Source organism: Rhodococcus sp. B7740 (genome assembly GCF_000954115.1).
GTDB lineage: Bacteria > Actinomycetota > Actinomycetes > Mycobacteriales > Mycobacteriaceae > Rhodococcoides.
Genome location: NZ_CP010797.1, coordinates 1649560 through 1673630, shown reverse-complemented (window position 1 = coordinate 1673630; position 24071 = coordinate 1649560). Strand labels below are relative to the sequence as shown.

Sequence of the window (24071 nt, the reverse complement as noted above, 5' to 3'; positions counted from 1 at the left end):
GACTGCGCCGGTCAGAATTCTGCAAGGGGCCGCACGATCACCGCGCCGCCGTCCTTGGAGCCCGGGCATCGGGCCGCCCACTCGAGTGCCGCGTCCAGGTCGGGGACGTCGATCACGTCGTAGCCGCCGAGAACCTCGTGCGACTCGGCGTACGGGCCGTCGGTGACGGTCCGTTCCTCGGTGCGCGGATCGACGCGCACCGCGGTTGCGGTCGTCAGATCGGCCATGGCGTACCCGGAGACGAAGACGCCGGCTTCCTTCATCTCTTTCTCGTAGGTCATCCAGTCCTCGACACTGCTGCAGCCCGGTGCTGCTCCGGGCGTGGTGTCGGCGTTGATCAAGAGGATGTACTTCATGGTGCGCTCCTGGGTTCGGTACCTCGTTGTCGCGGCGCGAGTCGCCGTTCACGATGACGACGTCCCGCAGACCACGATATCGACACCGTCCCGGAATTTTTCTTTCCGACGCACGAAAAACGGCATCGGACGCGGGGTCCGATGCCGTTTCGCGGCGACATCTCGGCTCGACGACGAGCCAAGTATCACTTCAGTTCTGCGGACGACTTCCCGAGTACTCGACGAGCAACGATCAGCTGCTGGATCTGCTGAGTTCCCTCGAAGATATCGAGAATCTTGGAGTCGCGGCTCCACTTCTCGAGCAGCGGGCGCTCGGAGTAGCCGTAGGTACCGGCGAGTTCCACTGCCTTGAGGGTGATGTCGACTGCCGAGCGGCCCGCCTTGGCCTTCGACATCGACGCCTGCAGCGAGTTGGGCGCCTTGTTGTCGGCCATCCACGCTGCCCGCAAAGCGAGCAGATGTGCTGCTTCCCAGTCCGCTTCGAGGCGGAGGAACTCTGCAGCCGCCGCGTGCTGGTTGTAGGCGGGTGTCTCATATGAGATGTCGACTCCGGCATCGACCAGGATCGATCGCAGCTCTTCGAGCGCCGCCCGCGCCACACCGATGGCCATACCGGCCACCAGGGGGCGGGTGTTGTCGAAGGTCTGCATGACGCCTGCGAAGCCCTTTTCGACGTTCACCTCGGCGGTGCCGAGCAAATTGTCCTTCGGGATGCGGCAATCCTCGAGCAGCAGCGCAGCGGTGTCGGACGCCTTGATGCCCAACTTGTGCTCGAGACGTGCAACCGACAGGCCCGGTGCGTCACGCGGAACGACGAACGACTTGATGGCCGCGCGGCCGAGCGACTTGTCGACCGTCGCCCATACGACGATGTGGGTGGAACGCTCACCGGCGGTGACGTAGATCTTCTCGCCGTTGAGTACCCACTCGTCACCGTCGAGGACGGCGGTGGTGGTCACCGCTGCGGAGTCCGAGCCGAAGCTGGGCTCGGTGATGGCCATCGAGGCCCACACCTTGCCGAAGCGCTCGAGCTGCTCGTCGGTGGACACCGCTGCGATGGCCGAGTTGCCCAGGCCCTGGTAGGGGATCGACAGCGTCAGGCCGACGTCGCCCCAGCAGGTCTCGATCACGTTCACCAGGGCAGACATGTTGCCGCCGTTGGCGTTCGCGGTCTTGCTGGGCTTGGCCGACTCGCTGTCCTTCTCGCGGCCACCGGCGGCTCCGCCGATTTCGCCACCGGCGTCGGACATGCCTTCGACCATCGACGCCATGGTGTCGAGCTCGACCGGGTACTCGTGCTCGGCGAGGTCGTACTTGCGGGAAATCGGGCGGAAGATCTCGGCAGCGACCTGGTGAGCCTGATTCGCCTGCGCCCGAAGCTTCTTGGGAAGTTCAAGATTGATCATGGTGTGTGTCCTTGGGTGAGTGCCATGGAATTCGGGGCGGACGGCTAGATGAGAACGATGCCTTCGGCGACGCCGACGGATCGCAGATCGCGGTACCAACGCTCCACCGGGTGCTCCTTGGTGAAGCCGTGACCGCCGAGCAACTGAACGCCATCGGAACCGATCTGCATGCCCTTCTTGGAGGCGAGTCGACGCGCGAGCGCCGATTCGCGGGCGAACGACAGTCCCTGCTCGGCCCGCGAAGCGCCGCGCAGCGTCACCAACCGCATGCCGTCGAGCTCGATGGCGATGTTGGCGACCATGAAGGCCACGGCCTGGCGGTTGCTGATCGGCTCGCCGAAGGCCACACGCTCGTTCACGTAGGGGACGACGTAGTCCAGCACGGCCTGGCTCGTACCGACGGCCAGCGACGCCCAGCCCAGTCGTGCGAGACCGATGGCAGCGCTGTACTCGGCGGCCCGCTGGTCCGCGTCACCGTCACCGAGCAATGCCGACTCGGGAACTGCGACGTCGGTCAGGATCAGGCGACCGAGACCGGCAGCGCGCAGTCCCATGCTCGGATCGGCCTCGACGACGAGACCCTTCGAGTCGGACTCGACGATGAAGAATGCCGGGCGGCCTTCGAGTTCTGCGGCGATGACGAACAGCTCGGAGCTGCCTGCAGCAGGCACGAGGCTCTTGACGCCGTTGAGCTTGTAACCGCTGGGGGAGCGAACGGCCTTGGTCTGCAACGCATACGGATCGAAGAGCGCGCGGGGCTCGTTGACGACCACCGCAGCGTTCGGAACCTTCTCGCCCACGAACGCGGGCAGATAGGTCTTCTGCTGTGCGTCCGTTCCCCATTGGGTCAGCGCGACGGCGACGCCGGAGGGGGCAAGGATGGGCAGGGCCAGGCCCATGTCGCCGTGCGCCAGCGCCTCGGCGACGAGCGAGTTGGTGACGGCCCCGCGCTCGGTGGCAGCGCCGTCGAGCTCCTCGGGAACGTTGATGAGGGTGATGCCGAGTTCGGCGGAGCGACGCACGAGGTCCTCGGGCGAGGACGCGTTGTGGTCCGCATCGAATGCGGCAGGCCGGAGGATTTCCTCGGCGAACTCCTTGACCGTCTCGACGATCATGCGCTGCTCGTCGTCGGGCGTCAGGTCGAAGTAGCTCAGGTTCTTGGCGGCACCGTCGTCGAGACGCTTGGGCTTACCGCCACCGGTGACCTTGGCGAACGTGCGATTTGCCGCGCCGAGCGTCTTGAACCCGGTCTTGGTGCTCTCGTACGTCACCCGGTCGATCGTCTGACGAAGGTTGTACTTCTCCGCCAGTTCGGATCCGGTGATGGCGGTCAGAACGCGCATCGCGGTTCCGATCGCATCCCTCTTGCACGGGTTGAGGCCAACCGCAGAAGTATCGCGGGGCACCTTGGGGGCCTTCGCGTCGACCACACTGTCTTGCTTGCTCATGATCACCAGTTCCTCGGCGTCGGTCACGGACTCCACAGATCTTACTCCCGAGTAAGATAGCTGTCTACTATCGAGTAAGTTCACGCACCGAGCCGAGTGGTTGCCGAGTGCATCACGCCAGGCCGGGATGGATGTGGCACGCTGATCCGGTGCATCCGATCGCCCAGGTTTTCGCCGGCCTCGCCGCGGCCCTCCACGTCGTCATCTTCGTCATGGAGAGCGTGGCATGGTCCAGGCCCGCAATATGGTCGCGTTTCGGCGTCGCCAGTCAGCACGACGCCGACGTCGTCAAACCGATGGCCTTCAACCAGGGCTTCTACAACCTGTTCCTGGCCATCGGCATCGTGGTCGGCCTCGTCGTGGGCGGCTCCGCGGGCGACGCCATCGTGTACTTCGCGTGCGCGAGCATCGTCGGCGCGGCACTTGTGCTCGCGACCGGTGGCGCGAAGTACTTTCGAGCTGCGTGCGTCCAGGGCATCACGCCGCTGATCGCGCTGGTTGTGGCTGCAGTTCTCTAGGCGAATGTCAGGCCCGAGGGGACAGGTGCTCGAGGACCGCGTGCTGCAGTAGGCCGTTGGTGGCCACGGCACTGCCACCGTGTGGGCCCGCGGTGCCGTCGAGCGCGGTGAACCCGCCGCCTGCCTCGCGCACCAGGACATCGAGCGCGGCCAGGTCCCACAGCGAGACCTCGGGTTCGGCGGCGATGTCGACTGCCCCCTCGGCCACGAGGCAGTACGAGAAGAAGTCGCCGTAGCCGCGCACCCGCCACACGGAGTCGGTCAGATCGAGGAACCGATCCCTGGTACCCAGATCCGCCCAGCCGGACAGGCTGGAGAAGCTCAGACTCGACGACGCCAACGAATCGACCTTCGAGACCTCGATCCGGCGCGGGGTACCGCCGTCCGATGCCGTCCAGGCCCCCTGATCCAGTGCGGCCCACCAGCGTCGGTTCAGGGCAGGTGCGCTGACGACTCCTACCCGCGGTACGCCGTCGTCGAGCAACGCGATGAGGGTCGCCCAGACGGGCACGCCGCGGACGAAGTTCTTGGTTCCGTCGATGGGATCGACCACCCACTGGCGTCCGCTGAACGTCGCCGTGCCGCCGAATTCCTCGCCCAGCAACGCGTCGGTGGGGCGCTGCGCTCCGAGCGAGCTGCGGATCGCCGTCTCGACGGCCAGATCCGCGTCGGACACCGGGGTGAGATCCGGCTTGGAATCGACCGATAGGTCCATGGCGAGAAATCGTCGGCGCGTGATGGCGTCCGCCTCGTCGGCGAGAGTGAGGGCGAGAGCAAGATCGGAGGAGTAATCGGTCACCGGAGAAGACTATCGCCGCGCACGGGCTGCTCGTACGCCGCGACATGGGTGGTCGGGCCTACTCGGTGACTTCGTTCAGCTTTCCGGTTGCGACGTCGAAGACGAAGCCTCGAACGGATTCGTGCTTCGTGACGAACGGGCTCTGCTCGATGCGAGCGAGCGACTGGCGAACATCGCGGTCCAAGTCGGTGAACGACTCGGCAGCCCAGTGTGGCTTGAGGCCCTTCTCGTCCTGTAGGTCTTTCTTGAACTCGTCGTCGGTGAAGGTGAGCATGCCGCAGTCGGTGTGATGGATCAGGATGATCTCTTTCGTGCCGAGTAGACGCTGACTGATGGCCAGTGAGCGAATCTCGTCGTCGGTGATGACACCGCCCGCATTGCGGATCACGTGTGCTTCGCCGTCGTGGAGACCGAGGATGCGGTAGACGTCGAGTCGGGCGTCCATGCACGCCACCACTGCCACGTGCTTCGACGGCGGCAACGGCAGGGGACCGTCGAACGTCGCGGCGTACGCCTTGTTGTTCTCGAGGTACTGGTCGGTGACGGTCATGCGACGCTCCTGTGTACTGCGGGTGTGGCCGGCACCGGGCGGTGGCAGGCATGTCGAGATGCGAATATGTCGATGAGCCGAAAGCTAACAGTCCACCGATGGCCTGACGAGAGTTGAAATCTGCGCGGTTCGAACCCTCGACGTGGGTGTCAGTTCGGCTCGCGGGGGCCGGGGGAATCGGGGGCGGTCGGGTTCGGGTTCGCGTGCCGGTAACCTTGACTCTCGTGCATCCCGACGTTTCTGCAGACCTGGCCGAGCTCGACACCACTCTGTCCACCGTCGAGTCGGTGCTCGACGTCGAGGAACTGCGGCGACGCATCGATGAACTCGAGCATCAGGCGGCGTCGCCGGACCTGTGGAACGACCAGGAACACGCGCAGCAGGTGACCAGCCAGCTGTCCCATGCGCAGGCCGAGCTTCGCCGCGTCGAAGAACTCAGGCAGCGCCTCGAGGACATGCCGGTTCTGTACGAGCTCGCCGAGGGTGAAGAAGGCGAGGCAGCCGAATCCGCCACCGCCGATGCCGACGCCGAACGCGCCGCGCTCCGGGAGGACATCGCAGCCATGGAAGTGCGGACCCTGCTCTCCGGTGAGTACGACGCACGCGACGCACTGGTCAACATCCGTTCCGGTGCAGGCGGAATCGACGCGGCCGACTGGGCCGAGATGCTCATGCGTATGTACATCCGCTGGGCCGAGAAGCACGGCTACGGCGTCGAGGTCTACGACACGTCCTACGCCGAAGAGGCCGGTATCAAGAGCGCGACGTTCGCGGTCAAGGCTCCGTACACGTACGGCACGTTGTCGGTGGAACAGGGGACGCATCGGCTGGTGCGGATCAGCCCGTTCGACAACCAGGGTCGTCGCCAGACCTCGTTCGCGGAGGCGGAGGTGCTTCCGGTCGTCGAGACCACAGACCACATCGAGATCCCGGAGAACGACATTCGCGTGGACGTGTACCGCTCGTCCGGTCCGGGTGGGCAGTCGGTCAACACCACCGACTCCGCCGTTCGGTTGACGCACATCCCGACGGGGATCGTGGTGACCTGCCAGAACGAGAAGTCTCAGCTTCAGAACAAGGTCTCGGCCATGCGGGTGCTGCAGGCCAAGCTGCTCGAGGTCAAGCGCAAGGAAGAGCGTGCCGAGATGGATGCGCTCAAGGGTGACGGCGGTAGCTCCTGGGGTAACCAGATGCGCTCGTACGTTCTGCACCCGTACCAGATGGTCAAGGATCTGCGTACCGAGTACGAAGTCAACAATCCGTCTACAGTTCTCGACGGGGACATAGACGGATTCCTGGAATCGGGAATTCGTTGGCGAATGCGAGGGGAGCAGTAGATGACCGGCCATTGCGCAGGATCCGCTCCGTCGTTCCGATGACCAGCTGGCTGAACCCGACGCTCGACCTGAAGCTGAACGCCCTCGGGATCGTGCTCTACATCCTGGGCGGAATGCTGGCCGCGCGGTTCGTCACCTGGACCGGGTCCCGCATCACTGCCCGAATCGATCAGAACTACCAGCACAGCGATGCGCTCGTGCGGTCCGAGGCCGCCAAGCATCGGCACGCGCTGGCCCAGGTCATCACCTGGGTCGTGGTCACCCTCATCTACATCCTCGTCACCATCGAAGTGCTGCGTCGCTTCGGATTCGGCGTCGGCGGGCTCGTGGCACCCGCGACGGTCATCGGCGCAGCGCTCGGCTTCGGTGCTCAGCGCGTGGTCCAGGACATTCTGGCCGGGTTCTTCATCATCACCGAACGTCAGTACGGATTCGGTGACGTCGTGCAGATCGCCGTCAACGGTTCTGCCGAGGACGCCGAGGGCACGGTCGAGGACGTGACACTGCGCGTCACCCGGGTCCGCAGCGTCGACGGTGAGGTCATCACCGTGCCGAACGGGCAGATCGTCAAGGCGATCAACCTGTCGAAGGATTGGGCGCGCGCCGTCGTCGACGTTCCCGTGCCGAGCACCGCCGATCTCACCCAGGTGAACGCGCTGCTCCGATCGGTCGGCCGCGACGCGTTCGCAGACGCTCGGTTGCGTCCGCTGTTGCTCGACGAACCGACCGTGATGGGTGTGGAGAGCATCGAGGTGGGACAGGTCAACGTCCGCCTCGTTGCGCGAACATTGCCGGGTAAGCAGTTCCAGGTAGGACGAGAACTTCGAGTCCGAGTGGCCGCCGCGCTGCGACCCGAGGGCATCAGCGTTGCTCCCGACGTCAGTACGGCCGGGGTCGCGCCGGAAGCGTCGGGACGAGATCGGACGGAGGATCGATGAATACGCCCGATACCGGAACCGAACGGCCGCAGCGGAACTGGCGACAGTGGCGCATTCCGGCCAAGATCAACGGCCGCGTCCGCACGTCCACAGTCGCGTTCGGGATCTGCTTCGTGCTCACCGGTCTGTGGTACGGCCAGGTCAGTGCAGAGATCGCCGAGAGGGACAGTGAACGTATCCAGGGCCCGGTTGCCGTGGACCCGGGCGAACTCACCCCCTACACCCAGCCGCAAACCGTGGAACCGACCTATTCGAGTACCACCGTCACACCCACTCCGACTGCCACCACCGATCCCGACGGATCGGGAAGCGTCGACGAATCAGGGCAGCCGGCGACCACGACGACCCTGCCGTCGACGACCACCGCGCCGTTCGGTGTCCCGCTGCCACCGGTGATTCAGTCGCTGATACCCAGCCAGCCTGCGCCGACGTCGTCTCGCTGAGGCATCCTTTACCGTCTCTCGGGACTCGCCGCGGTGCTCCCTCGGTTCCGGCGGTTACCGGACGGTAAGGACTACACTGGCGACCCGTGATCAGCACCTCGAATGTCTCCAAGTCTTACAAGACCTCCACCAGGCCTGCCCTGGACAAGGTGACGGTCTCCATCGACAAGGGTGAGTTCGTGTTCCTGATCGGTCCGTCCGGTTCGGGCAAATCGACGTTCATGCGGCTGCTCCTCAAGGAGGAGACGCCCACCTCCGGCGACATCCACGTCGCCGATTTCCACGTCAACCGACTGGCGGCCCGACGCGTCCCCCGGCTGCGGCAGAGCATGGGCTGCGTGTTCCAGGACTTCCGCCTGTTGCAGCAGAAGACGGTGGTGGAGAACGTGGCGTTCGCTCTCGAAGTGATCGGCAAGCCGCGCTCGATGATCAAGCGCACCGTTCCCGAAGTTCTCGACCTGGTCGGACTCGGCGGTAAGTCGGATCGTCTGCCCAACGAGTTGTCCGGTGGAGAACAGCAGCGGGTGGCGATCGCTCGCGCGTTCGTCAATCGTCCACTCGTGCTGCTCGCGGACGAGCCGACCGGAAACCTCGATCCGGACACCAGCCAGGACATCATGCTGCTGCTCGAGCGCATCAACCGCACCGGAACCACGGTGCTGATGGCCACCCACGACAACCACATCGTCGACTCGATGCGCCGACGCGTCGTCGAACTCGACAACGGACGAGTCGTTCGTGACGAGGCCCGCGGGGTCTACGGCGTCGGTCGCTGACGCCGCCGCCGACTCAGGACCGCACAGACGTCACGACCGAACGAATCGAAGGGCTCGGATTCCGCGATGCGCGCAAGTTTCATCTTCAGCGAGGTCTTCACCGGACTTCGCCGCAACATCACCATGACGATCGCCATGATCTTGACGACCGCAATTTCTCTGGGCCTGTTCGGCGGTGGCCTGCTCGTGGTCCAGATGGCGGGGAAGACTCAGCAGATCTTCCTCGATCGGGTGGAGGTGCAGATCTTCCTCACCGACGACATCTCGGCGAGCGACGCCGATTGTGCGCAGGAGACCTGTGCCACCCTGCGATCGGATCTCGAGAACACTCCGTCGGTGGTCTCGGTGCAGTACCTCAATCGTGAGGATGCGGTGAAGGACGCCACCGAACGCGTGTTCAAGGATCAGCCGGAGTTGGCCGAACTGGTCAGTGCCGACAGCTTTCCCGCGTCGTTCAAGGTGCGTCTGAGCGATCCCGAACGGTTCGGGGTCATCAACGACAACTTCGAGAATCGACCGGGCGTGCAGAGCGTTCTCAATCAGCGCGATCTCGTCGAGCGTCTGTTCAGTGTGCTCAACGGCGTGCGCAACGCGGCTTTCGCCATCGCCACGGTGCAGGCGATCGCGGCAATCCTGTTGATCGCCAACATGGTTCAGATCGCTGCGTTCACCAGGCGAACCGAGGTGGGCATCATGCGGTTGGTCGGTGCCACTCGGTGGTACACGCAGTTGCCCTTCCTCCTGGAGGCGGTGGTGGCGGCGTTGATCGGCTCGGCGCTCGCGATCGCCGGCCTGTTCACCGCGAAGAACATGTTCATCGACGACGTTCTGTCGGATGTGTATCAGGCCAACATTCTGGCCCGAATATCGAACAGTGACGTTCTGCTCGTCTCGCCGTTCCTCGCACTGGTGGGAGTGGGCATGGCTGCGGTGACGGCGTACATCACTCTGCGGTTGTACGTGCGCGAATAAATTCGGTTGCCGTTCGGTTCTATGCTGGAGCGGTTGCCCGTGGAACCGATCCACGCGGCGCATGCTCGAGAAAGGGCCCTGCAGTGAGAGAGAAGGGCCGCAAGGCCATCGCGACCAATCGCAAGGCGCGGCACAACTACTCCATACTCGACGTCCTTGAGGCCGGAGTCGCCCTCGTCGGTACCGAGGTCAAGAGTCTGCGCGACGGTAAGGCCTCACTGGTCGACGCCTTCGCGACCGTCGACGACGGTGAAATCTGGCTGCGCGGGCTGCACATCGCCGAATACACGCTCGGGAGCTGGACCAATCACGCGCCGCGGCGAAACCGCAAACTGCTCCTTCATCGCCGCGAGATCGATCGCCTGGCAAGCAAGGTCAAAGAGGGAAACCTGACGCTGGTGCCGTTGTCGATGTATTTCTCCGACGGCAAGGTCAAGGTCGAGCTGGCACTGGCCAAGGGCAAGCAGGACTACGACAAGAGACAGTCGCTGGCCAAGCGCACCGCCGAACGCGAGGTCACTCGCGAGCTCGGTCGTCGCGTGAAGGGAATGCGCTGACCGCTGTACTGCTCGCCCTGGTAGCCGCCGTCGGCTACGGAGTGAGCGATTTCGTCGGCGGAGTCGCATCCCGCCGAGTCGCCGCCCTCCGGGTGGTCATCGTGTCGTACCCCCTGTCGCTGGTGATCGTGCTGCTCGTCGCACCGTTCGTCGGCGGCACGATCGAGCTCCCGGCGATGCTCTGGGGGCTGGCATCGGGTGTCGCCGGTGGCGTTGCGGTGTGGTGGTTCTACCTGGCCCTCGCTGCCGGGCCGATGGCCGTGGTCTCACCGGTCACCGCCGTGCTGGTCGCCGGGATCCCGGTCCTGGTGGGGCTGTCCATGGGGGAGCGTCCCGGAATCATCGCGTTCGTCGGTATTGCCGTAGCACTGGTGGCCGTGGTGCTGGTGAGCAGAGAATCTCCGGACGAGGTGACCGGCGAGGTGGCCGGCGGACGCGAGATGAAGTTCACCCGAACGGTCGCCTGGTTGACGGTCGGTTCGGGGGTGACGTTCGCTTTCGCGTTCATCTTTCTGCACCGGATCGGCGACGGCAGCGGGCTGTGGCCGCTGGCGGCATCGCGCGCGTCCGCGACCGCGGTGGTCTGGATCGTGGCCCTCGCTTCCGGCCACTTCGCACCGCCGCACGGCAGCGTGCTCAAACTGGCGGCCTTCGTCAGCGTGCTCGACGTGGTCGCCAACGCGGCGATGATCTACGCCTATCAGGGTGGTCTGCTCTCCTTGGTCAGTGTCATCGCGTCGCTGTATCCGGCGGCGACGGTACTGCTGGCGATGGTGATGCTCGGCGAGCGAGTGGGAATGTTGCAGAAGATCGGAATGGCGTTGGCGCTCGGTGCGATCGCGATGATCGCGCTCTCTGGTTGAACCGCACCGACCGGGGGTAATGACTCCGGTTATGACAGCTTTCGACTCTGCCTCCGACACCGCCGCGCCCGAGAAGTCGCCGCGCGTCCTCGTCACCGGTGCCACGGGATATCTGGGCGGTCGGCTGGCCCCGCGACTGCTCGACGAGGGGTACACGGTCCGCGTGCTGGCACGCACGCCCGCCAAGCTCGACTCCGTGCCGTGGGCGACCGATGTCGAGATCGTGCAGGGCGATCTGAGCGATCGGGAATCGTTGAAGGAAGCGCTCAGCGGAGTCGACGTCATGTACTACCTGGTGCACTCGATGGGCACCGCAGGGCACTCGGATTTCGCCGACACCGAACGCGACAGCGCCGAGAACGTCGCGGCCGTGGCGGCGGAATGCGGTGTGGGGCGCATCGTCTACCTCGGCGGGTTGCATCCGCCGACCGGTGAACTCTCGCCGCACCTGAAGTCGCGTGCCGAGGTGGGACGCATTCTTATCGACTCGGGAGTCCCGACGATCGTTCTGCAGGCCGGTGTCGTGATCGGATCCGGCTCGGCGTCGTTCGAGATGATCCGGCACCTCACCAATCGGCTTCCGGTGATGACCACACCGCGGTGGGTACACAATCGCATCCAGCCCATCGCTGTGCGGGACGTGTTGCACTACCTGATCGGGGCCGCGAGTGCGCCCATCACCGAATCCAGGACGTTCGACATCGGCGGTCCCGATGTCATGCAGTACGGCGAGATGATGAACATCTATGCCGACGTCGCGGGTCTGCGGCAGCGTCGGATCATCGTGCTCCCGGTGTTGACTCCGCGACTGGCCGGCCACTGGATCGGGCTGGTGACTCCCATTCCGCGCGGGCTGGCGATGCCGCTCATCGAATCACTGCAATACGACGCCATCGGTCACGAGATGGACATCGATGCCGTGGTCCCGCGCCCGGAGGACGGCCTGACCGGTTACCGCGATTCCGTGAGATTAGCGCTGCGCAAGATCGACGACGGCGAGGTGGAGACTCGGTGGACAGATGCCACCGGTACCGCGGCACCGTCGGATCCGTTGCCTTCGGATCCGACCTGGGCAGGCGAGGTCGTCTACACCGACACCCGGGTCGCCCGCAGTGTAGCGCAGTCGACCGCGATCAGGCCTGCACTCGAACGATTGGCCGATGCCGACGTTCTCACCGGCTGGCATCGCGACGTCACCGGACCCGACGCATCCGCGTCGGGCACCGAGCACACCACGCGGCTCAAGTCCTCCACACGACTTCCCGGCGAGGCCTGGCTGGACCTGACGGTCGGGGGAACTGCGAAGCAGCCGACGATCGAGCAGCGGTTGGTGTTCTTCCCTCGTGGACTGGCCGGCCGGGCGGTCTGGTACGCCTCGCTGCCCGTACGCCTGGTGATGGCCCGTCGGATGCTGCGCACGGTGGTGCAACGAGTCGACGCCGACGCTGCCTCGAATTCTGCGGATCGCCGAGTCGGCCGTTAATGGAATGAATGTGTCCGGGGGAGGCGTTACACTGAACAGCCCGGACACGGTGTTCGGGAACATACGGGGCTGAACGGTTTCGACTTTGTATGTTGAGTCAGGGGAAGCGTGTCGGTGCAGGCGAGAGACCACCGTAAGCGTCATCGCAACCTTATAAGCGCCGATTCCAATCAGCGCGACTACGCACTCGCTGCCTAAGTAGCGACTGCGTGTCTGTCAGTCCGGGCTTGCCCTCGGCCCGGGTACTGGCATCAGCTAGAGGGCTCACCGATTCATCCGGCCGCGGGATGATGAGGAACATCAAACAGTGGCTGGGATCGTCATCCTGACTTGTTCGCGAGATCGGGAGATCCAAGTAGAGGCATAGCGGACTGCACACGGAGAAGCCCTGGCAATGCAGCAGAGGACCCGGGTTCGATTCCCGGCAGCTCCACCGACGAAGACCGGGCCGAGAGACACTCTCGGTCCGGTCTTCTTCTTTGTCGGCCAGGTCACAATCGACTCGGTCGAACTCATCCAACCCGAAGCGACCGCGGTGTCGAATAGTGGTCATGAGCAACGAGCCCACTCCAGTTCTGCATACCGGCAGGCCGGTGCGCGCGCCGTCACTGGTCGTGCTGGTCCTCGGCGGCGGGAAAGACGTGAGTCGGGCCCGCAGTCGGCCGTGGCACCTGGCCGGTCTGCGCATGTGGACGTTCACCTGGATGCTTCGGCGCGTCGGCCGTACACGCGGCATATCGGTGCAGCAGTTGCAGTACCGGTTCCGGGGCTGGAACGCGCCCGAACGGTCTCCGGTCGAGGATGCCCGATGGGCGCTGAACCGAATTCACGCCGAGTACCCGGACGTTCACGTGGTGGTCGTCGGCCATTCGATGGGTGGCCGCACCGCCGCTGCACTGGTCGACGATCCTTCCATCCCAGGAGTGGAGCCGGCAGGAACGACCCAGAAGATCGTGGGTGTCGTGGCCCTGGCTCCGTGGTGGCCGGAGGGCACGGAGGTCGATGCGTTCGAACCGGGTAGGAAGCTGCTCGTGATGCACGGAACTGCCGACAGGTGGACCGATCCTCGAACGTCCCGCCGGGCGACCGAACGTGCGGCGGCGCGCGGGGTGGACGCTCGCTACCTCTCGGTGCCGGGTGGGCATTTCATGCTGCGCAATCCGCGGGTCTGGTCCAGGGCAACGCGCGACTTCGTTCTCGGTATCGCTGCCGATGCGCCGGCCGACTGCATGGGCAGGCAATCGTGACGCGGCGCCGGGTCGCGGTGGTGGGGAGCGGTGTTGCCGGTCTGACGGCGGCGTACGCGCTCTCGTCGACGTCGTCGGTGACGTTGTACGAGGCGGACTCCCGTCTCGGCGGCCATGCGGACACCCACTACGTGGACGGACCCGATGGCCGCATCGGCGTCGACACCGGGTTCATCGTGCACAACGACCGGACGTATCCGACGCTGCTTCGACTGTTCGACGAGCTCGAGGTGCCTACTCAGGATTCGGACATGAGCATGTCCGTGCGGTGCGACGGGTGCGGCCTCGAATACTCGGGCGGCCAGGGCATGCGCGGAATCCTCGCGCAACGCACAGCGGTGTTCAAGCCGCGATTCGTCTCGATGCTGCTCGACGTCAAGCGTTTTCATCGCCTGGCCAACGAACTGCTGGACAGTTCCGAACCGGTGGAGTCCGAGACGACTCTCGCGCAGTTTCTCGCAGAGCACTCGTTCTCGGCGTACTTCGAAGCACACTTCATGACGCCGCTGGTGTCCGCGGTGTGGTCCTGCAATCCGGACACTGCTCTCGCGTACCCGGCTCGCTACCTTTTCACCTTTCTTCGGCACCACGGGATGCTCACCGTCACCGGCTCTCCCACCTGGCGCACCGTCACCGGTGGATCCATCGAATACGTTCGCCGGGTTGCTCGGCACATCGACGAGGTGTTGCTCGATACCCCCGTGCACGCGGTCTACAGGTCCGAGGACTGCGTGCAGATCCGAGACGCCCGCGACGACCTGCGTACGTTCGACGCTGCCGTGATCGCGGTACACCCCGGTGCCGCGCTGAAGATGCTCGCAGAACCGACTGCGCTCGAGCACAGCATCCTGGGAGCGATGCCGTACTCGACCAATCACACGCAACTGCACACAGATTCGTCGGTACTGCCGAAGAACACGAGGGCGCGAGCGTCGTGGAACTATCACCTCCCGTCGTGCGCGGCCAAACCCGACCGGGTGCTGGTCAGCTACGACCTGACCAGGTTGCAACGCCTGGGGGAGACCGATCGCAGAATGCTGGTCACCCTCGGTGGAGCGGATCGTATCGACCCGGGTCGGGTGCTGGACGAGATGACCTACGAACACCCGCAGTACACGCCGGAATCGGTTGCAGCGCAGCGTCGACTTCCCGAATTGGACACCGACACCGTGGCATTCGCCGGTGCCTACCACGGCTGGGGATTTCACGAGGACGGTGCGCTCTCGGGTGCGCGGGCCGCGCAACGGGTGGGTGCCACGTGGCTCTGACGTCTCTTCTGCCGGCCACCCGCGCGCACGGGGCGGCTCTGTATCGCACTCGAATCGACCACGTTCGGCGCGCGCCGATTCGAAACACGTTCTCGTACCGGAGCTACAGCTGGTTCGTCGACCTCGACGCGCTTCCCGAGTTGCCCCGGATACTGCGACCACTGGCCTCGTTCGACTCCCGGGACCACCTCGGTGACCCCGACGCCAGTCTTCGCCAGAACGTCGATGCGTTCCTGGCGGAGAACGGTATCGATCTCGGCGGCGGACGGATCACGATGTTGGCGAGCGCACGGGTGTTCGGTCACACCTTCAACCCACTGAGTGTGTACTGGTGTCACGACAACGACGGAGAGCTCCGCTGCGTCGTCGCCGAGGTGCACAACACCTACGGTGAGCGATACCGGTACCTGGTGCACACCGATCATCGCGGCGCGGCCCGTACGACCAAGGAGTTCTACGTCTCTCCGTTCAACGACGTCGACGGCGAATACTCCATGCTGCTACCCGAGCCGGACGCCGCGCTTCGGCTCTCGATCGTCCTCGAACGTGCCGGTCAGCCCCCGTTCGTGGCGACCGTCGACGGCCGCCGACGAGAAGTGACGACGCAGTCGATTCTTCGCACTGCAGTCGAGATCCCGATTGCGCCGCTACGGGTGGTGGTACAGATCCGATGGCAAGGGATTCGGCTCTGGGCGCGGGGGCTGAAGATCGTGCAGAAACCTGCCCCTCCCGGGGCACGAAGATCCCAGAAGCAAGGGGCCAACAGATGACTACTGTGTCGAAATCCAATTCGGTGTCGAACCCGGTCGGTGGTTCCATCGGTGGTCCGAGCCCGCTGGTCGATCCGCAGGTCTGGCCCCAGATCGCCCATGTTCCCGGTGGTGCAAAGGTTGCGGTGGCCGCACCCGTGGCCGACTTTCTCTTTCGCCGTGCGGTGGCACGCCTGCAGGTTCGGGTCGCGATGCCCGACGGCGAGGTGATCGGTGCCGGTTCGGCCGAGGCACCGTTGATGACCGTCCATCGGCCACACAACTTCGCCGCACGGGTCGGGGACAGCGGACTCATCGGATTCGGTGAGGCATACATGGCCGGTGACTGGGATGCCGAGGACCTCACTGCTGTGCTCGAGGTCTTCGCCCGGCGAATGGCGTCGCTGATTCCCAAGTCGCTGCAGCGGCTCCGGGGGTTGTACATCCCGAAACCCCCACGGAGCGAGCGTAATACGACCAAGAACACGCGATCGAACATCTCGCGCCACTACGACTTGTCGAACGATCTCTTCGAGCTCTTCCTCGACGAGACGATGACCTACTCGAGTGCGCTGTTCTCCGAATCGGGAAGCGGAGACGACAGTGCGGAGCTCGCCGACGCTCAGCGCCGCAAGATCGATCGGCTACTCGACCGCGCGGGCGTCGGAGAAGGAACCAGAGTGCTCGAGATCGGCACAGGATGGGGCGAGCTGGCCATTCGTGCGGCGGCTCGTGGTGCGACAGTACGGTCGGTGACACTGTCGACCGAACAGCAGGAGCTGGCGCGTAAGCGCTGTGCCGCTGCCGGTTACGCGGACAGAATTCGGATCGATCTTCTCGACTACCGCTTGGTCGACGGCGAGTACGACGCGATCGTGTCGGTCGAGATGATCGAGGCCGTCGGGCATCAGTACTGGGCAACGTATTTCGAGACGATCGACTCGTTGCTCGCGCCGGGTGGGCGAGTTGCCCTGCAGGCCATCACGATGCCGCACGACCGAATGCTGGCTACTCGAAACACGTACACCTGGGTACACAAGTACATCTTTCCCGGCGGGTTCCTGCCGTCGGTGCGAGCCATCGAAGAGGTCACCGAGCAGAGCACCTCGCTTCGGGTACGGGAGCGACTGTCCATGGGTGATCACTATGCGCGAACCCTAGCGCTGTGGGACAGGCGTTTCCGCGAATACCGCAGCGAGGCAGAGCAGCTCGGTTTCGACGAGGTGTTCGCACGGATGTGGCACTTCTACCTGTGCTACTCGGAGGCCGGGTTTCGATCCGGGTACCTCGATGTTCAACAGATCGTGCTCGACCGAAGGGACAACCGATGACCACCTCGACACTCTCCGTGGACCGGACCGATCGACGAGTCGGCGTCGCGCATCGAATTGCCGAGTTGGTGGAACCCCTGGTGGGTGGTCCGCTTCCCGTTCGGCTGCAGGCGTGGGACGGGTCCGTTGCAGGCGATGCCTCGGCACCGAGGGTGCTGTTGCGCAGTCCGAGCGCTCTTCGGCGATTGCTGTGGAGCCCCGGTGAACTCGGTGCTGCGCAGGCATACGTCACCGGCGAGTTGGACGTCGACGGCGATCTCGCCGCGGCTCTCGATCACGTCTGGGGTGTGGTGCGTGAGCGTCGACTCTCGGCGATCCGTCCGGGGCCGGCCTCGCTACTACGGTTGGCGAAACTGGCCAAGGATCTCGGGGTGTTCGGCCGTCCGCTGCCGCCGCCCGTGTCGCAGGCCTCGGTGAAGGGGCGGCTGCACTCGGTGCTCCGCGACCGCGCTGCGATCAGTCACCACTACGACCTGTCGAACGACTTCTACGAGTTGGTCCTCGATTCGCACATGGCGTACTCGTCGGCTTACTGGACCTCGGATTCGCCGGATTACACCCTCGACGACGCTCAGCGCGACAAACTCGACCTCGTATGTCGAAAGATCGGCCTCGACAAGCGCGTAGGGCAACGCTTTCTCGACGTCGGTTGCGGCTGGGGATCCCTGAGCCTGCACGCGGCACAGGAGTACGGGGCGAAGGTCGTCGGAGTGACGATCTCCCGGGAGCAGAAGGCCTTCATCGACAAGCGCATCGCCGACCGAGGACTGCAGGACCGCGTCGAGATCCGAATCCAGGATTATCGAGAGATTCCGGACGGGCCCTTCGACGCGGTGGCGTCGATCGAGATGGGTGAGCATGTGGGGGAGGCCAATTACCCGACCTACACCGCCGCCCTGCATACCAACGTCAAGCCCGGCGGCCGCGTGCTGATCCAACAGATGTCGCGGAGGGAAGGCGACAACCCCGGCGGCGGAGCATTCATCGAATCGTTCATCGCGCCGGACATGTACATGCGCCCGGTCGGGCGGACCGTCGCGATGATCGAGGAGGCCGGACTGGAGGTTCGCGACGTCCACGCCCTCCGGGAGCATTACGTGCGGACCGTCGACGTCTGGACCGAGCGCTTCGAGGCACGCTTCGACGACGTGGTGGCGATGGTCGGGGAGGAGGTCGCTCGCGTGTGGCGGCTGTACCTGATCGGCGGTGGAATGGCGTTCCGGGACAACAGGATGGGCGTCGATCAGATTCTGGCGGTCCGGTCCGGGAGCGGACCGTCCGAGATGGAACCGGTTCGACCGGTGTGGGTGTGCCCGCGGTGAACTGGTCCGACTTCCTGACCGTATCGCTGGCGAGCCTCGGCGGTACCGCTGTCCTGATGATCGTCACCGCCCTCATCGGGGCGCGTATCGGACGCCACAACGTCGTGGACGTGACGTGGGGCGGCGGATTCGTTCTGATCGCCTCGATCTCGGCTGCGACCGGAACAGGTGAACTGTGGCGTCGCCTACTACTGCTCGTCCTGGTCGGTGTGTGGGGGCTTCGCCTTGCCGTGCACGTCTTTCGACGCTCGCGCGGGCACGGCGAAGATCCGCGCTACACCGAGATGCTCGCCAAGGCCCCCGGTAACGAAACCCTGTACGCCCTGCGGAAGATCTACCTGACGCAGGCGGTTGCATTGTGGTTCGTGTCCCTGCCGCTGCAGGTATCCGCTGTCGCACACGGATCCGTTCTGCCGGTCGTCGTGCTCGGAGTACTGGTCTGGATTCTCGGATGGACGTTCGAGGCAGTGGGCGATGCGCAGTTGAAAGCCTTCAAGGCCGACTCCTCGAACAAGGGCCGGATCATGGACCGGGGTCTTTGGGCCTGGACGCGGCACCCCAACTACTTCGGCGACTCGGCGGTCTGGTGGGGACTGTTCCTCGTCTCGGCGTCGGCGTGGCCCGGGGTGTTCACGCTTCTCTCGCCCATCGCGATGACATACTTCCTGGTGTTCGCCACCGGTGCACGGTTGCTCGAGCGCAGCATGGAGAAGCGACCGGGGTATCGCGAATACCAGCAGCGAACGAGCTATTTCCTCCCGCGGCCACCGAAGCAGCACAGCAAGTAGCTCACGGGTGCGGGGGCGGCGCTAGGGTTGGTCGAGAAGTTCGGTTTCGTCGATCAACGAGGAGGCGCATCGTGGCGCACGAGAGAGCTGGAACCACTGCACTGCCGGAGGATCTGGTGGATCTTTCGCAGCTCGTGACCGCGTACTACTCGCGGGTTCCCGATGTGTCGGAACCGAGTCAGCAGGTGGTGTTCGGCACCTCCGGACATCGAGGGTCCAGTCTGGACTCGGCGTTCAACGAGGCGCACATCGTGGCGACGACGCAGGCGATCGTGGAGTACCGGTCCGCACAGGGCATCACCGGCCCGCTGTTCATCGGTCGGGACACTCACGCTCTGTCCGAACCCGCCTGGACGACGGCGTTGGAAGTGTTGGCTGCCAACGGTGTCGACGTACTGGTCGATTCGGGCGATCGGTACACGCCCACCCCCGCCATCAGCCACGCAATTCTTCGCCACAACGAGTCCGGCCCGTCGGCGAAGGCCGACGGCATCGTGGTGACTCCCTCGCACAATCCGCCGCGGGACGGCGGATTCAAGTACAACCCTCCGCACGGTGGTCCGGCCGACAGCGATGCCACATCGGTCATTGCCGCTCGCGCCAACGAGCTTCTGCGCGATGGCATTTCGGGCATCAAGCGGGTGACCCTGGCCCAGGCGTTCGCGGGGAGCGTCTCTCGCTACGACTTCCTCGGCACCTACGTGGACGACCTACCGAACGTGCTCGATCTCGACGCGATCCGCGCGGCCGGAGTGCGCATCGGAGCAGATCCGTTGGGTGGAGCGAGTGTCGATTACTGGGATGCCATCGCCGAGCGGCACAATCTCGACCTGACCGTGGTGAACCCGTTGGTGGACGGCACATTCCGCTTCATGACTCTCGATACCGACGGCAAGATCAGGATGGACTGCTCGTCGCCGAACGCGATGGCCTCGCTCATCGCTGCCCGCGATCGGTTCGACATCTCGACGGGCAACGATGCCGACTCCGATCGACACGGCATCGTCACTCCCGACGGTGGCCTGCTCAACCCCAATCACTTTCTCGCCGTCGCCATCGAATACCTGTTCACCCACCGACCCGATTGGTCGCCCACGGCGGCAGTGGGCAAGACGTTGGTGAGCTCGTCGATGATCGACCGGGTCGTCTCGGGTCTCGGCCGTCGTCTGCTCGAGGTGCCGGTCGGTTTCAAATGGTTCGTCCCCGGTCTGCTCGCAGGCGAGCTCGGATTCGGCGGTGAGGAGAGCGCCGGAGCGTCGTTCCTCCGACACAACGGCCGCGTCTGGACCACCGACAAGGACGGAATCGTGCTGGCTTTGCTGGCATCCGAGATCACCGCTGTCACCGGATCCACGCCGTCGCAGCGCTACGCCGAGTTCACCGCGAAGTTCGGCGATCCGACGTATGCCCGCGTCGATGCACCTGCCACCCGCGAGCAGAAGGCCGTTCTCGCCGAGCTGTCGCCCGATCAGATCACCGCCACCGAGCTGGCGGGCGAACCGATCACGGCAACGCTGACCGAGGCTCCCGGCAACGGAGCGGCCCTCGGTGGCCTGAAAGTGACGACGGAGAGCGCCTGGTTCGCTGCGCGCCCGTCCGGAACCGAGGACGTGTACAAGATCTACGCGGAGTCGTTCCAGGGCGAGGACCATCTGGCCCGGGTTCAAGCCGCCGCACGTGAGCTGGTGTCCTCCGCACTCGAGAGCTCGTGACCGACTCACCTCCATCCGACCACGACAGTTCGGCTCCCGAGCCCGCATTCAGACCCGGAGGCAAGCTCCCACCGGAGATCTGGGTACTGGTATCGGCGGCGTTCGTCATCGCGCTCGGATTCGGTATCGTCGCGCCCGCTCTGCCGCAGTTCGCCCGGGAATTCGGCGTCGGATACACGGCGGCGTCGGCGGTCATCAGTGCGTTCGCTCTCATGCGGTTGCTGTTCGCGCCCGCCAGTGGTGCTCTGGTGCAGCGGCTCGGCGAGCGGCCCGTGTACCTGATCGGACTACTCATCGTTGCGGTGTCCACCGGTGCCTGCGCGCTGGCTCAGACGTACTGGCAGCTGTTGGTGTTTCGAGGACTCGGCGGCATCGGCTCGACGATGTTCTCGGTGTCGGCACTGGGATTGCTGATCAGGATCAGCCCTGCGACCAGTCGGGGCCGCATCTCCGGCCTCTATGCGACCGCGTTCCTGCTGGGAACCATCGGCGGTCCGCTCGTCGGCGGCGCTCTCGTCGGATTCGGGCTGCGGGTGCCGTTCGTGATCTATGCCGTAGCGCTCGTGATCGCGGCGGCCGTCGTGTACTTCACCCTGGGCAACTCCGACCTCGTCAAGCCGGAGAAAGGCTCGGCACCACCCACGATGTCGTTGCTCGCCGCGCTGCGGATCCCGTCGTATCGGGCTGCGTTGGCGTCGAATTTCGCCAACGGGTGGGCAGTGTTCGGTGTTCGAGTGGCCTTGGTGCCGTTGTTCGTCGTCGAGGCGATGCAGCGATCCGAGGTGTTCGTCGGTATCGCGCTGACCGTGTTCGCAGTGGGAAATGCCCTGGTGCTCACCAGTGCAGGCCGCCTGTCCGACGTGCGCGGACGCAAGCCGTTCATGGTGGGTGGGCTGGCGGTGTGCGGGCTGGGAACCGTCGTGATGGGGTACGTCCACGATCCCGTGCTGTTTCTCGTGGTGTCGCTGATCGCCGGAATCGGATCGGGTCTGATGAGCCCCGCCCAGCAGGCCTCGGTTGCGGACGTGATCGGCTCGAAGGCGCGCGGTGGGCCCGTGCTGGCCGCGTTCCAGATGGCATCCGATGTCGGCGCGGTCATCGGTCCGATCGTCGCTGGAATGATCGTCGAACAGGTCTCGTTCGGTCCGGCATTCGCCGTGACGGGCGCGCTGCTTCTCCTGGCAGGACTGTGGTGGTCGCGAGTTCCGGACACGCTCGGGCGCGAGCGCACCCGACCGACGCAACCGTAGTATTCGCTGTGTGAGCCAGAAGAAGACATCCAGTACGAAACACACACCCGAGGCAACCTCGAACACGATGACCTACGTATTGGGCGGCATCGCATTCGTCGTAGTTGTGGTCGTCATCGGGGTGGCGATCATGTGGCAGAGCGGAAGCGACGCTCCACGCAACGACGGCTACGGAACGGTCAAGAATCCGGCGGTCGAATTGTCGTTGCCGGGTGACGGGGTGGTTCAGCTGTCGCGTCCGGAAGCGCAGCGAGTCATCGATGTCTTCGAGGATCCGATGTGCCCGTTCTGCGGCGACCTCGAAGTGAAACACGGCCAGGAGTTGGCTCAGAAAATCGACGACGGCGTCGTCTCGGTGAATTACCACCTGGTCAATTTCCTGGATCCACAATCGGCGTCCGGTGACTATTCGACGCGTGCCGTTGCGGCGTCGCACTGCGTGGCAGCGACGGAGAACGCGCGGGTCTACTCCGCATTTCATGCCGGGCTGTTCGACCCGGAATTTCGCCCCGAAGAAGGCAGCGACTCCGACCGGACCGATGCCGAACTCGCAGAACTCGCTCGATCCGCAGGAGCGAGCGATCTGGCGACGGACTGCATCTCCGACGGTGCGCAGCGCGAGACGGCAGTGGCGGATGCGAACACAGGACGGGATGCGCTGGCGGCGTCGGGTGCCCGCGGAACACCAGGAGTCCTCGTCGACGGTCAGGTTGTCGATGCGCTCGGTGACTCGGAATGGCTGGCGTCGATCAACTGATCTCGGGGCGTTCGTGCGGCCGGTCGTCGAGGATTCGGTACCGGCTGCACCAGGTGATTTGTTGCTGCTGCGACCGATGGTGTAACTTCGTTCGAGCAACCGCATGAGCGGGAGCACGCAGTAACTCGGGGCTATGGCGCAGCTGGTAGCGCACCACACTGGCAGTGTGGGGGTCAGGGGTTCGAGTCCCCTTAGCTCCACCGAGAGACAAGCTCCACCGAGAATCAGAAAAGCGTCGCCCTAGGGCGACGCTTTTCGTGTTTCGGTGACACCGACCGCCGAGTCGGCATCCGGGCGTCGTGCCGGGATGCCGACTCGGCTGTCGTCAGCTCAGTGAGCGGCGTCGAATGCTTGCTCGACCTCGGCGGGGATTCTGCCGCGGGCCGAGATGTTGTGGCCGTTCGCCTTGGCCCATTCTCTGATGGCCTTGGTCTGATTGGCGTCGCGCTTGGCACCGGTTGCGGGGGCGCTCGACTTCTTCGTTCGCTTTCCACCGACCTTGGTGGAGTGCTCGATGTAATAGTCGAGTTTGCGGTGAAATTCCTTCGCGTTCTTGTCGCTCAGGTCGATTTCGTAGCTGACTCCGTTGACCGAATAGGTTATGTGTTCGCCACCGGATTCGATCGGTTTTTCGTCGATGTCATCGACAAGTTGCACATAGACTTTTCTGGCCATGCTGAAGCTCTCCAATGATGCAGGGGATGATGCGGGGATGTCCAGATCGAACTGATGCGACTATACGGCTGAACATTGTGTTCATCCATGCGGGTCGTGGGATTGTTACGCGTTTCGCAGAATTCCCACAGATATCGGCTCGCATCTTCTCCGAAACCGACGAGGTGATTGTCCGTGGCATTCTCTCGGCGATCGGTGTTCGTCGTTATCCGAGAGAAAGACGAACCGTCCGGTTCGAATTGGTAGTGCCATCCATTGGGTCGGTTCGAGTGCGATCGAGCGACGATCTGCCGGTACCACTCTGGATCCGTGGCCTCGGGCTACGAATCGGTCACGAAACGCAATCGTTTTACTAACGAAAGATCGCTCGATACTCGTCGATCGCGATATCTGCTTCACTTGATGCGCAAGTGTCTGTTGTGACGTGTGGAGTCCCGTGATGCGGTGACCCGTTCGGATCAGCGGTGTCCGAGGGGCCGAAAGGGGAGTTGCGCAGCGAGTACCACCGTTGCGCCAGACCATATGA

General features: G+C 64.5%; 24 protein-coding genes, 1 tRNA gene and 1 other RNA gene. 20 read left to right on the top strand and 6 right to left on the bottom strand.

Features of this window, described 5'->3' with window-relative positions; translation table 11 throughout:
- Positions 1-11: 11 nt before the first annotated feature.
- The 3 genes from NY08_RS07710 to NY08_RS07700 form a co-directional block, all read right to left on the bottom strand.
- Positions 12-356, bottom strand: a complete 345-nt coding sequence (locus tag NY08_RS07710) for a YciI family protein (RefSeq protein ID WP_045195714.1) — start codon at positions 354-356, stop codon at positions 12-14.
- A gap of 185 nt (positions 357-541) precedes the next feature.
- Positions 542-1762, bottom strand: a complete 1221-nt coding sequence (locus tag NY08_RS07705) for an acyl-CoA dehydrogenase family protein (RefSeq protein ID WP_045195712.1) — start codon at positions 1760-1762, stop codon at positions 542-544.
- Between the two features lie 44 nt (positions 1763-1806).
- Positions 1807-3216: an acyl-CoA dehydrogenase family protein gene (locus tag NY08_RS07700; RefSeq protein WP_045199949.1), complete on the bottom strand. Its 1410-nt coding sequence runs from the start codon at positions 3214-3216 to the stop codon at positions 1807-1809.
- Between the two features lie 143 nt (positions 3217-3359).
- On the opposite strand from NY08_RS07700, the gene NY08_RS07695 reads away from it, so the two are divergent.
- Entirely contained in the window at positions 3360-3728 is a 369-nt protein-coding gene (locus tag NY08_RS07695) for a DUF1304 domain-containing protein (RefSeq protein ID WP_144407323.1), read from the top strand.
- Between the two features lie 7 nt (positions 3729-3735).
- Here NY08_RS07695 and hisN read toward each other — a convergent pair whose 3' ends face one another.
- Positions 3736-4527 (bottom strand): histidinol-phosphatase, encoded by a 792-nt coding sequence (hisN, locus tag NY08_RS07690; protein ID WP_045195711.1) that lies wholly within the window; start codon positions 4525-4527, stop codon positions 3736-3738.
- Positions 4528-4585: 58 nt separating this feature from the next.
- Complete coding sequence (locus tag NY08_RS07685) at positions 4586-5077, bottom strand: beta-class carbonic anhydrase (protein ID WP_045195708.1); 492 nt, start codon at positions 5075-5077, stop codon at positions 4586-4588.
- A 224-nt stretch (positions 5078-5301) separates the two neighbouring features.
- Between NY08_RS07685 and prfB the strand changes: the two genes are divergently transcribed.
- From prfB to NY08_RS07595, 19 genes are all read left to right on the top strand, one after another.
- Positions 5302-6414, top strand: a complete 1113-nt coding sequence (gene prfB / locus NY08_RS07680; RefSeq protein WP_045199945.1) for a peptide chain release factor 2 — start codon at positions 5302-5304, stop codon at positions 6412-6414.
- Positions 6415-6452: 38 nt separating this feature from the next.
- Entirely contained in the window at positions 6453-7352 is a 900-nt protein-coding gene (locus NY08_RS07675; RefSeq protein ID WP_032397701.1) for a mechanosensitive ion channel family protein, read from the top strand.
- Positions 7349-7795, top strand: a complete 447-nt coding sequence (locus NY08_RS07670; protein WP_045195706.1) for a hypothetical protein — start codon at positions 7349-7351, stop codon at positions 7793-7795. Before NY08_RS07675 ends, NY08_RS07670 begins: the two co-directional genes overlap by 4 nt.
- Positions 7796-7881: 86 nt before the next feature.
- Positions 7882-8571, top strand: a complete 690-nt coding sequence (gene ftsE / locus NY08_RS07665) for a cell division ATP-binding protein FtsE (RefSeq protein ID WP_027496574.1) — start codon at positions 7882-7884, stop codon at positions 8569-8571.
- A gap of 66 nt (positions 8572-8637) precedes the next feature.
- Positions 8638-9543 carry a permease-like cell division protein FtsX gene (ftsX, locus tag NY08_RS07660; protein WP_045195704.1) on the top strand — a complete coding sequence of 302 codons (906 nt, stop codon included), beginning with the start codon at positions 8638-8640 and terminating at the stop codon, positions 9541-9543.
- Positions 9544-9626: 83 nt separating this feature from the next.
- A complete protein-coding gene (smpB, locus tag NY08_RS07655) occupies positions 9627-10100 on the top strand; it encodes an SsrA-binding protein SmpB (protein WP_032397704.1) in 474 nt (157 codons plus the stop codon).
- A gap of 8 nt (positions 10101-10108) precedes the next feature.
- A complete protein-coding gene (locus NY08_RS07650; protein ID WP_032397705.1) occupies positions 10109-10963 on the top strand; it encodes a DMT family transporter in 855 nt (284 codons plus the stop codon).
- A 31-nt stretch (positions 10964-10994) separates the two neighbouring features.
- On the top strand, positions 10995-12446 hold the full coding sequence (locus NY08_RS07645; protein WP_045195701.1) for an SDR family NAD(P)-dependent oxidoreductase: 1452 nt from the start codon (positions 10995-10997) through the stop codon (positions 12444-12446).
- 65 nt (positions 12447-12511) lie between these two features.
- Positions 12512-12882: a transfer-messenger RNA gene (gene ssrA, locus NY08_RS25470) on the top strand.
- 115 nt (positions 12883-12997) lie between these two features.
- A complete protein-coding gene (locus NY08_RS07640) occupies positions 12998-13693 on the top strand; it encodes an alpha/beta hydrolase family protein (RefSeq protein ID WP_045199944.1) in 696 nt (231 codons plus the stop codon).
- Positions 13672-14961, top strand: a complete 1290-nt coding sequence (locus tag NY08_RS07635) for an NAD(P)/FAD-dependent oxidoreductase (protein ID WP_442970837.1) — start codon at positions 13672-13674, stop codon at positions 14959-14961. Before NY08_RS07640 ends, NY08_RS07635 begins: the two co-directional genes overlap by 22 nt.
- Entirely contained in the window at positions 14952-15731 is a 780-nt protein-coding gene (locus tag NY08_RS07630; RefSeq protein ID WP_082073717.1) for a DUF1365 domain-containing protein, read from the top strand. Before NY08_RS07635 ends, NY08_RS07630 begins: the two co-directional genes overlap by 10 nt.
- Positions 15728-17041 carry an SAM-dependent methyltransferase gene (locus NY08_RS07625; protein WP_082073716.1) on the top strand — a complete coding sequence of 438 codons (1314 nt, stop codon included), beginning with the start codon at positions 15728-15730 and terminating at the stop codon, positions 17039-17041. The genes NY08_RS07630 and NY08_RS07625 overlap by 4 nt, the downstream gene beginning before the upstream one ends.
- Positions 17038-18363: an SAM-dependent methyltransferase gene (locus tag NY08_RS07620; protein ID WP_045195697.1), complete on the top strand. Its 1326-nt coding sequence runs from the start codon at positions 17038-17040 to the stop codon at positions 18361-18363. Before NY08_RS07625 ends, NY08_RS07620 begins: the two co-directional genes overlap by 4 nt.
- Positions 18351-19151: a DUF1295 domain-containing protein gene (locus tag NY08_RS07615; protein WP_045199938.1), complete on the top strand. Its 801-nt coding sequence runs from the start codon at positions 18351-18353 to the stop codon at positions 19149-19151. Before NY08_RS07620 ends, NY08_RS07615 begins: the two co-directional genes overlap by 13 nt.
- 71 nt (positions 19152-19222) lie before the next feature.
- Positions 19223-20863 carry a phosphoglucomutase (alpha-D-glucose-1,6-bisphosphate-dependent) gene (gene pgm / locus NY08_RS07610; protein WP_045195695.1) on the top strand — a complete coding sequence of 547 codons (1641 nt, stop codon included), beginning with the start codon at positions 19223-19225 and terminating at the stop codon, positions 20861-20863.
- A complete protein-coding gene (locus NY08_RS07605; protein WP_371828391.1) occupies positions 20860-22113 on the top strand; it encodes an MFS transporter in 1254 nt (417 codons plus the stop codon). The genes pgm and NY08_RS07605 overlap by 4 nt, the downstream gene beginning before the upstream one ends.
- A gap of 67 nt (positions 22114-22180) precedes the next feature.
- A complete protein-coding gene (locus NY08_RS07600) occupies positions 22181-22870 on the top strand; it encodes a DsbA family protein (protein WP_082073999.1) in 690 nt (229 codons plus the stop codon).
- A gap of 127 nt (positions 22871-22997) precedes the next feature.
- Positions 22998-23070 (top strand) — tRNA-Ala (locus NY08_RS07595).
- A gap of 130 nt (positions 23071-23200) precedes the next feature.
- Here the strand turns inward: NY08_RS07595 and NY08_RS07590 are convergent.
- Entirely contained in the window at positions 23201-23545 is a 345-nt protein-coding gene (locus NY08_RS07590) for a histone-like nucleoid-structuring protein Lsr2 (protein ID WP_032398327.1), read from the bottom strand.
- Positions 23546-24071: the final 526 nt, after the last annotated feature.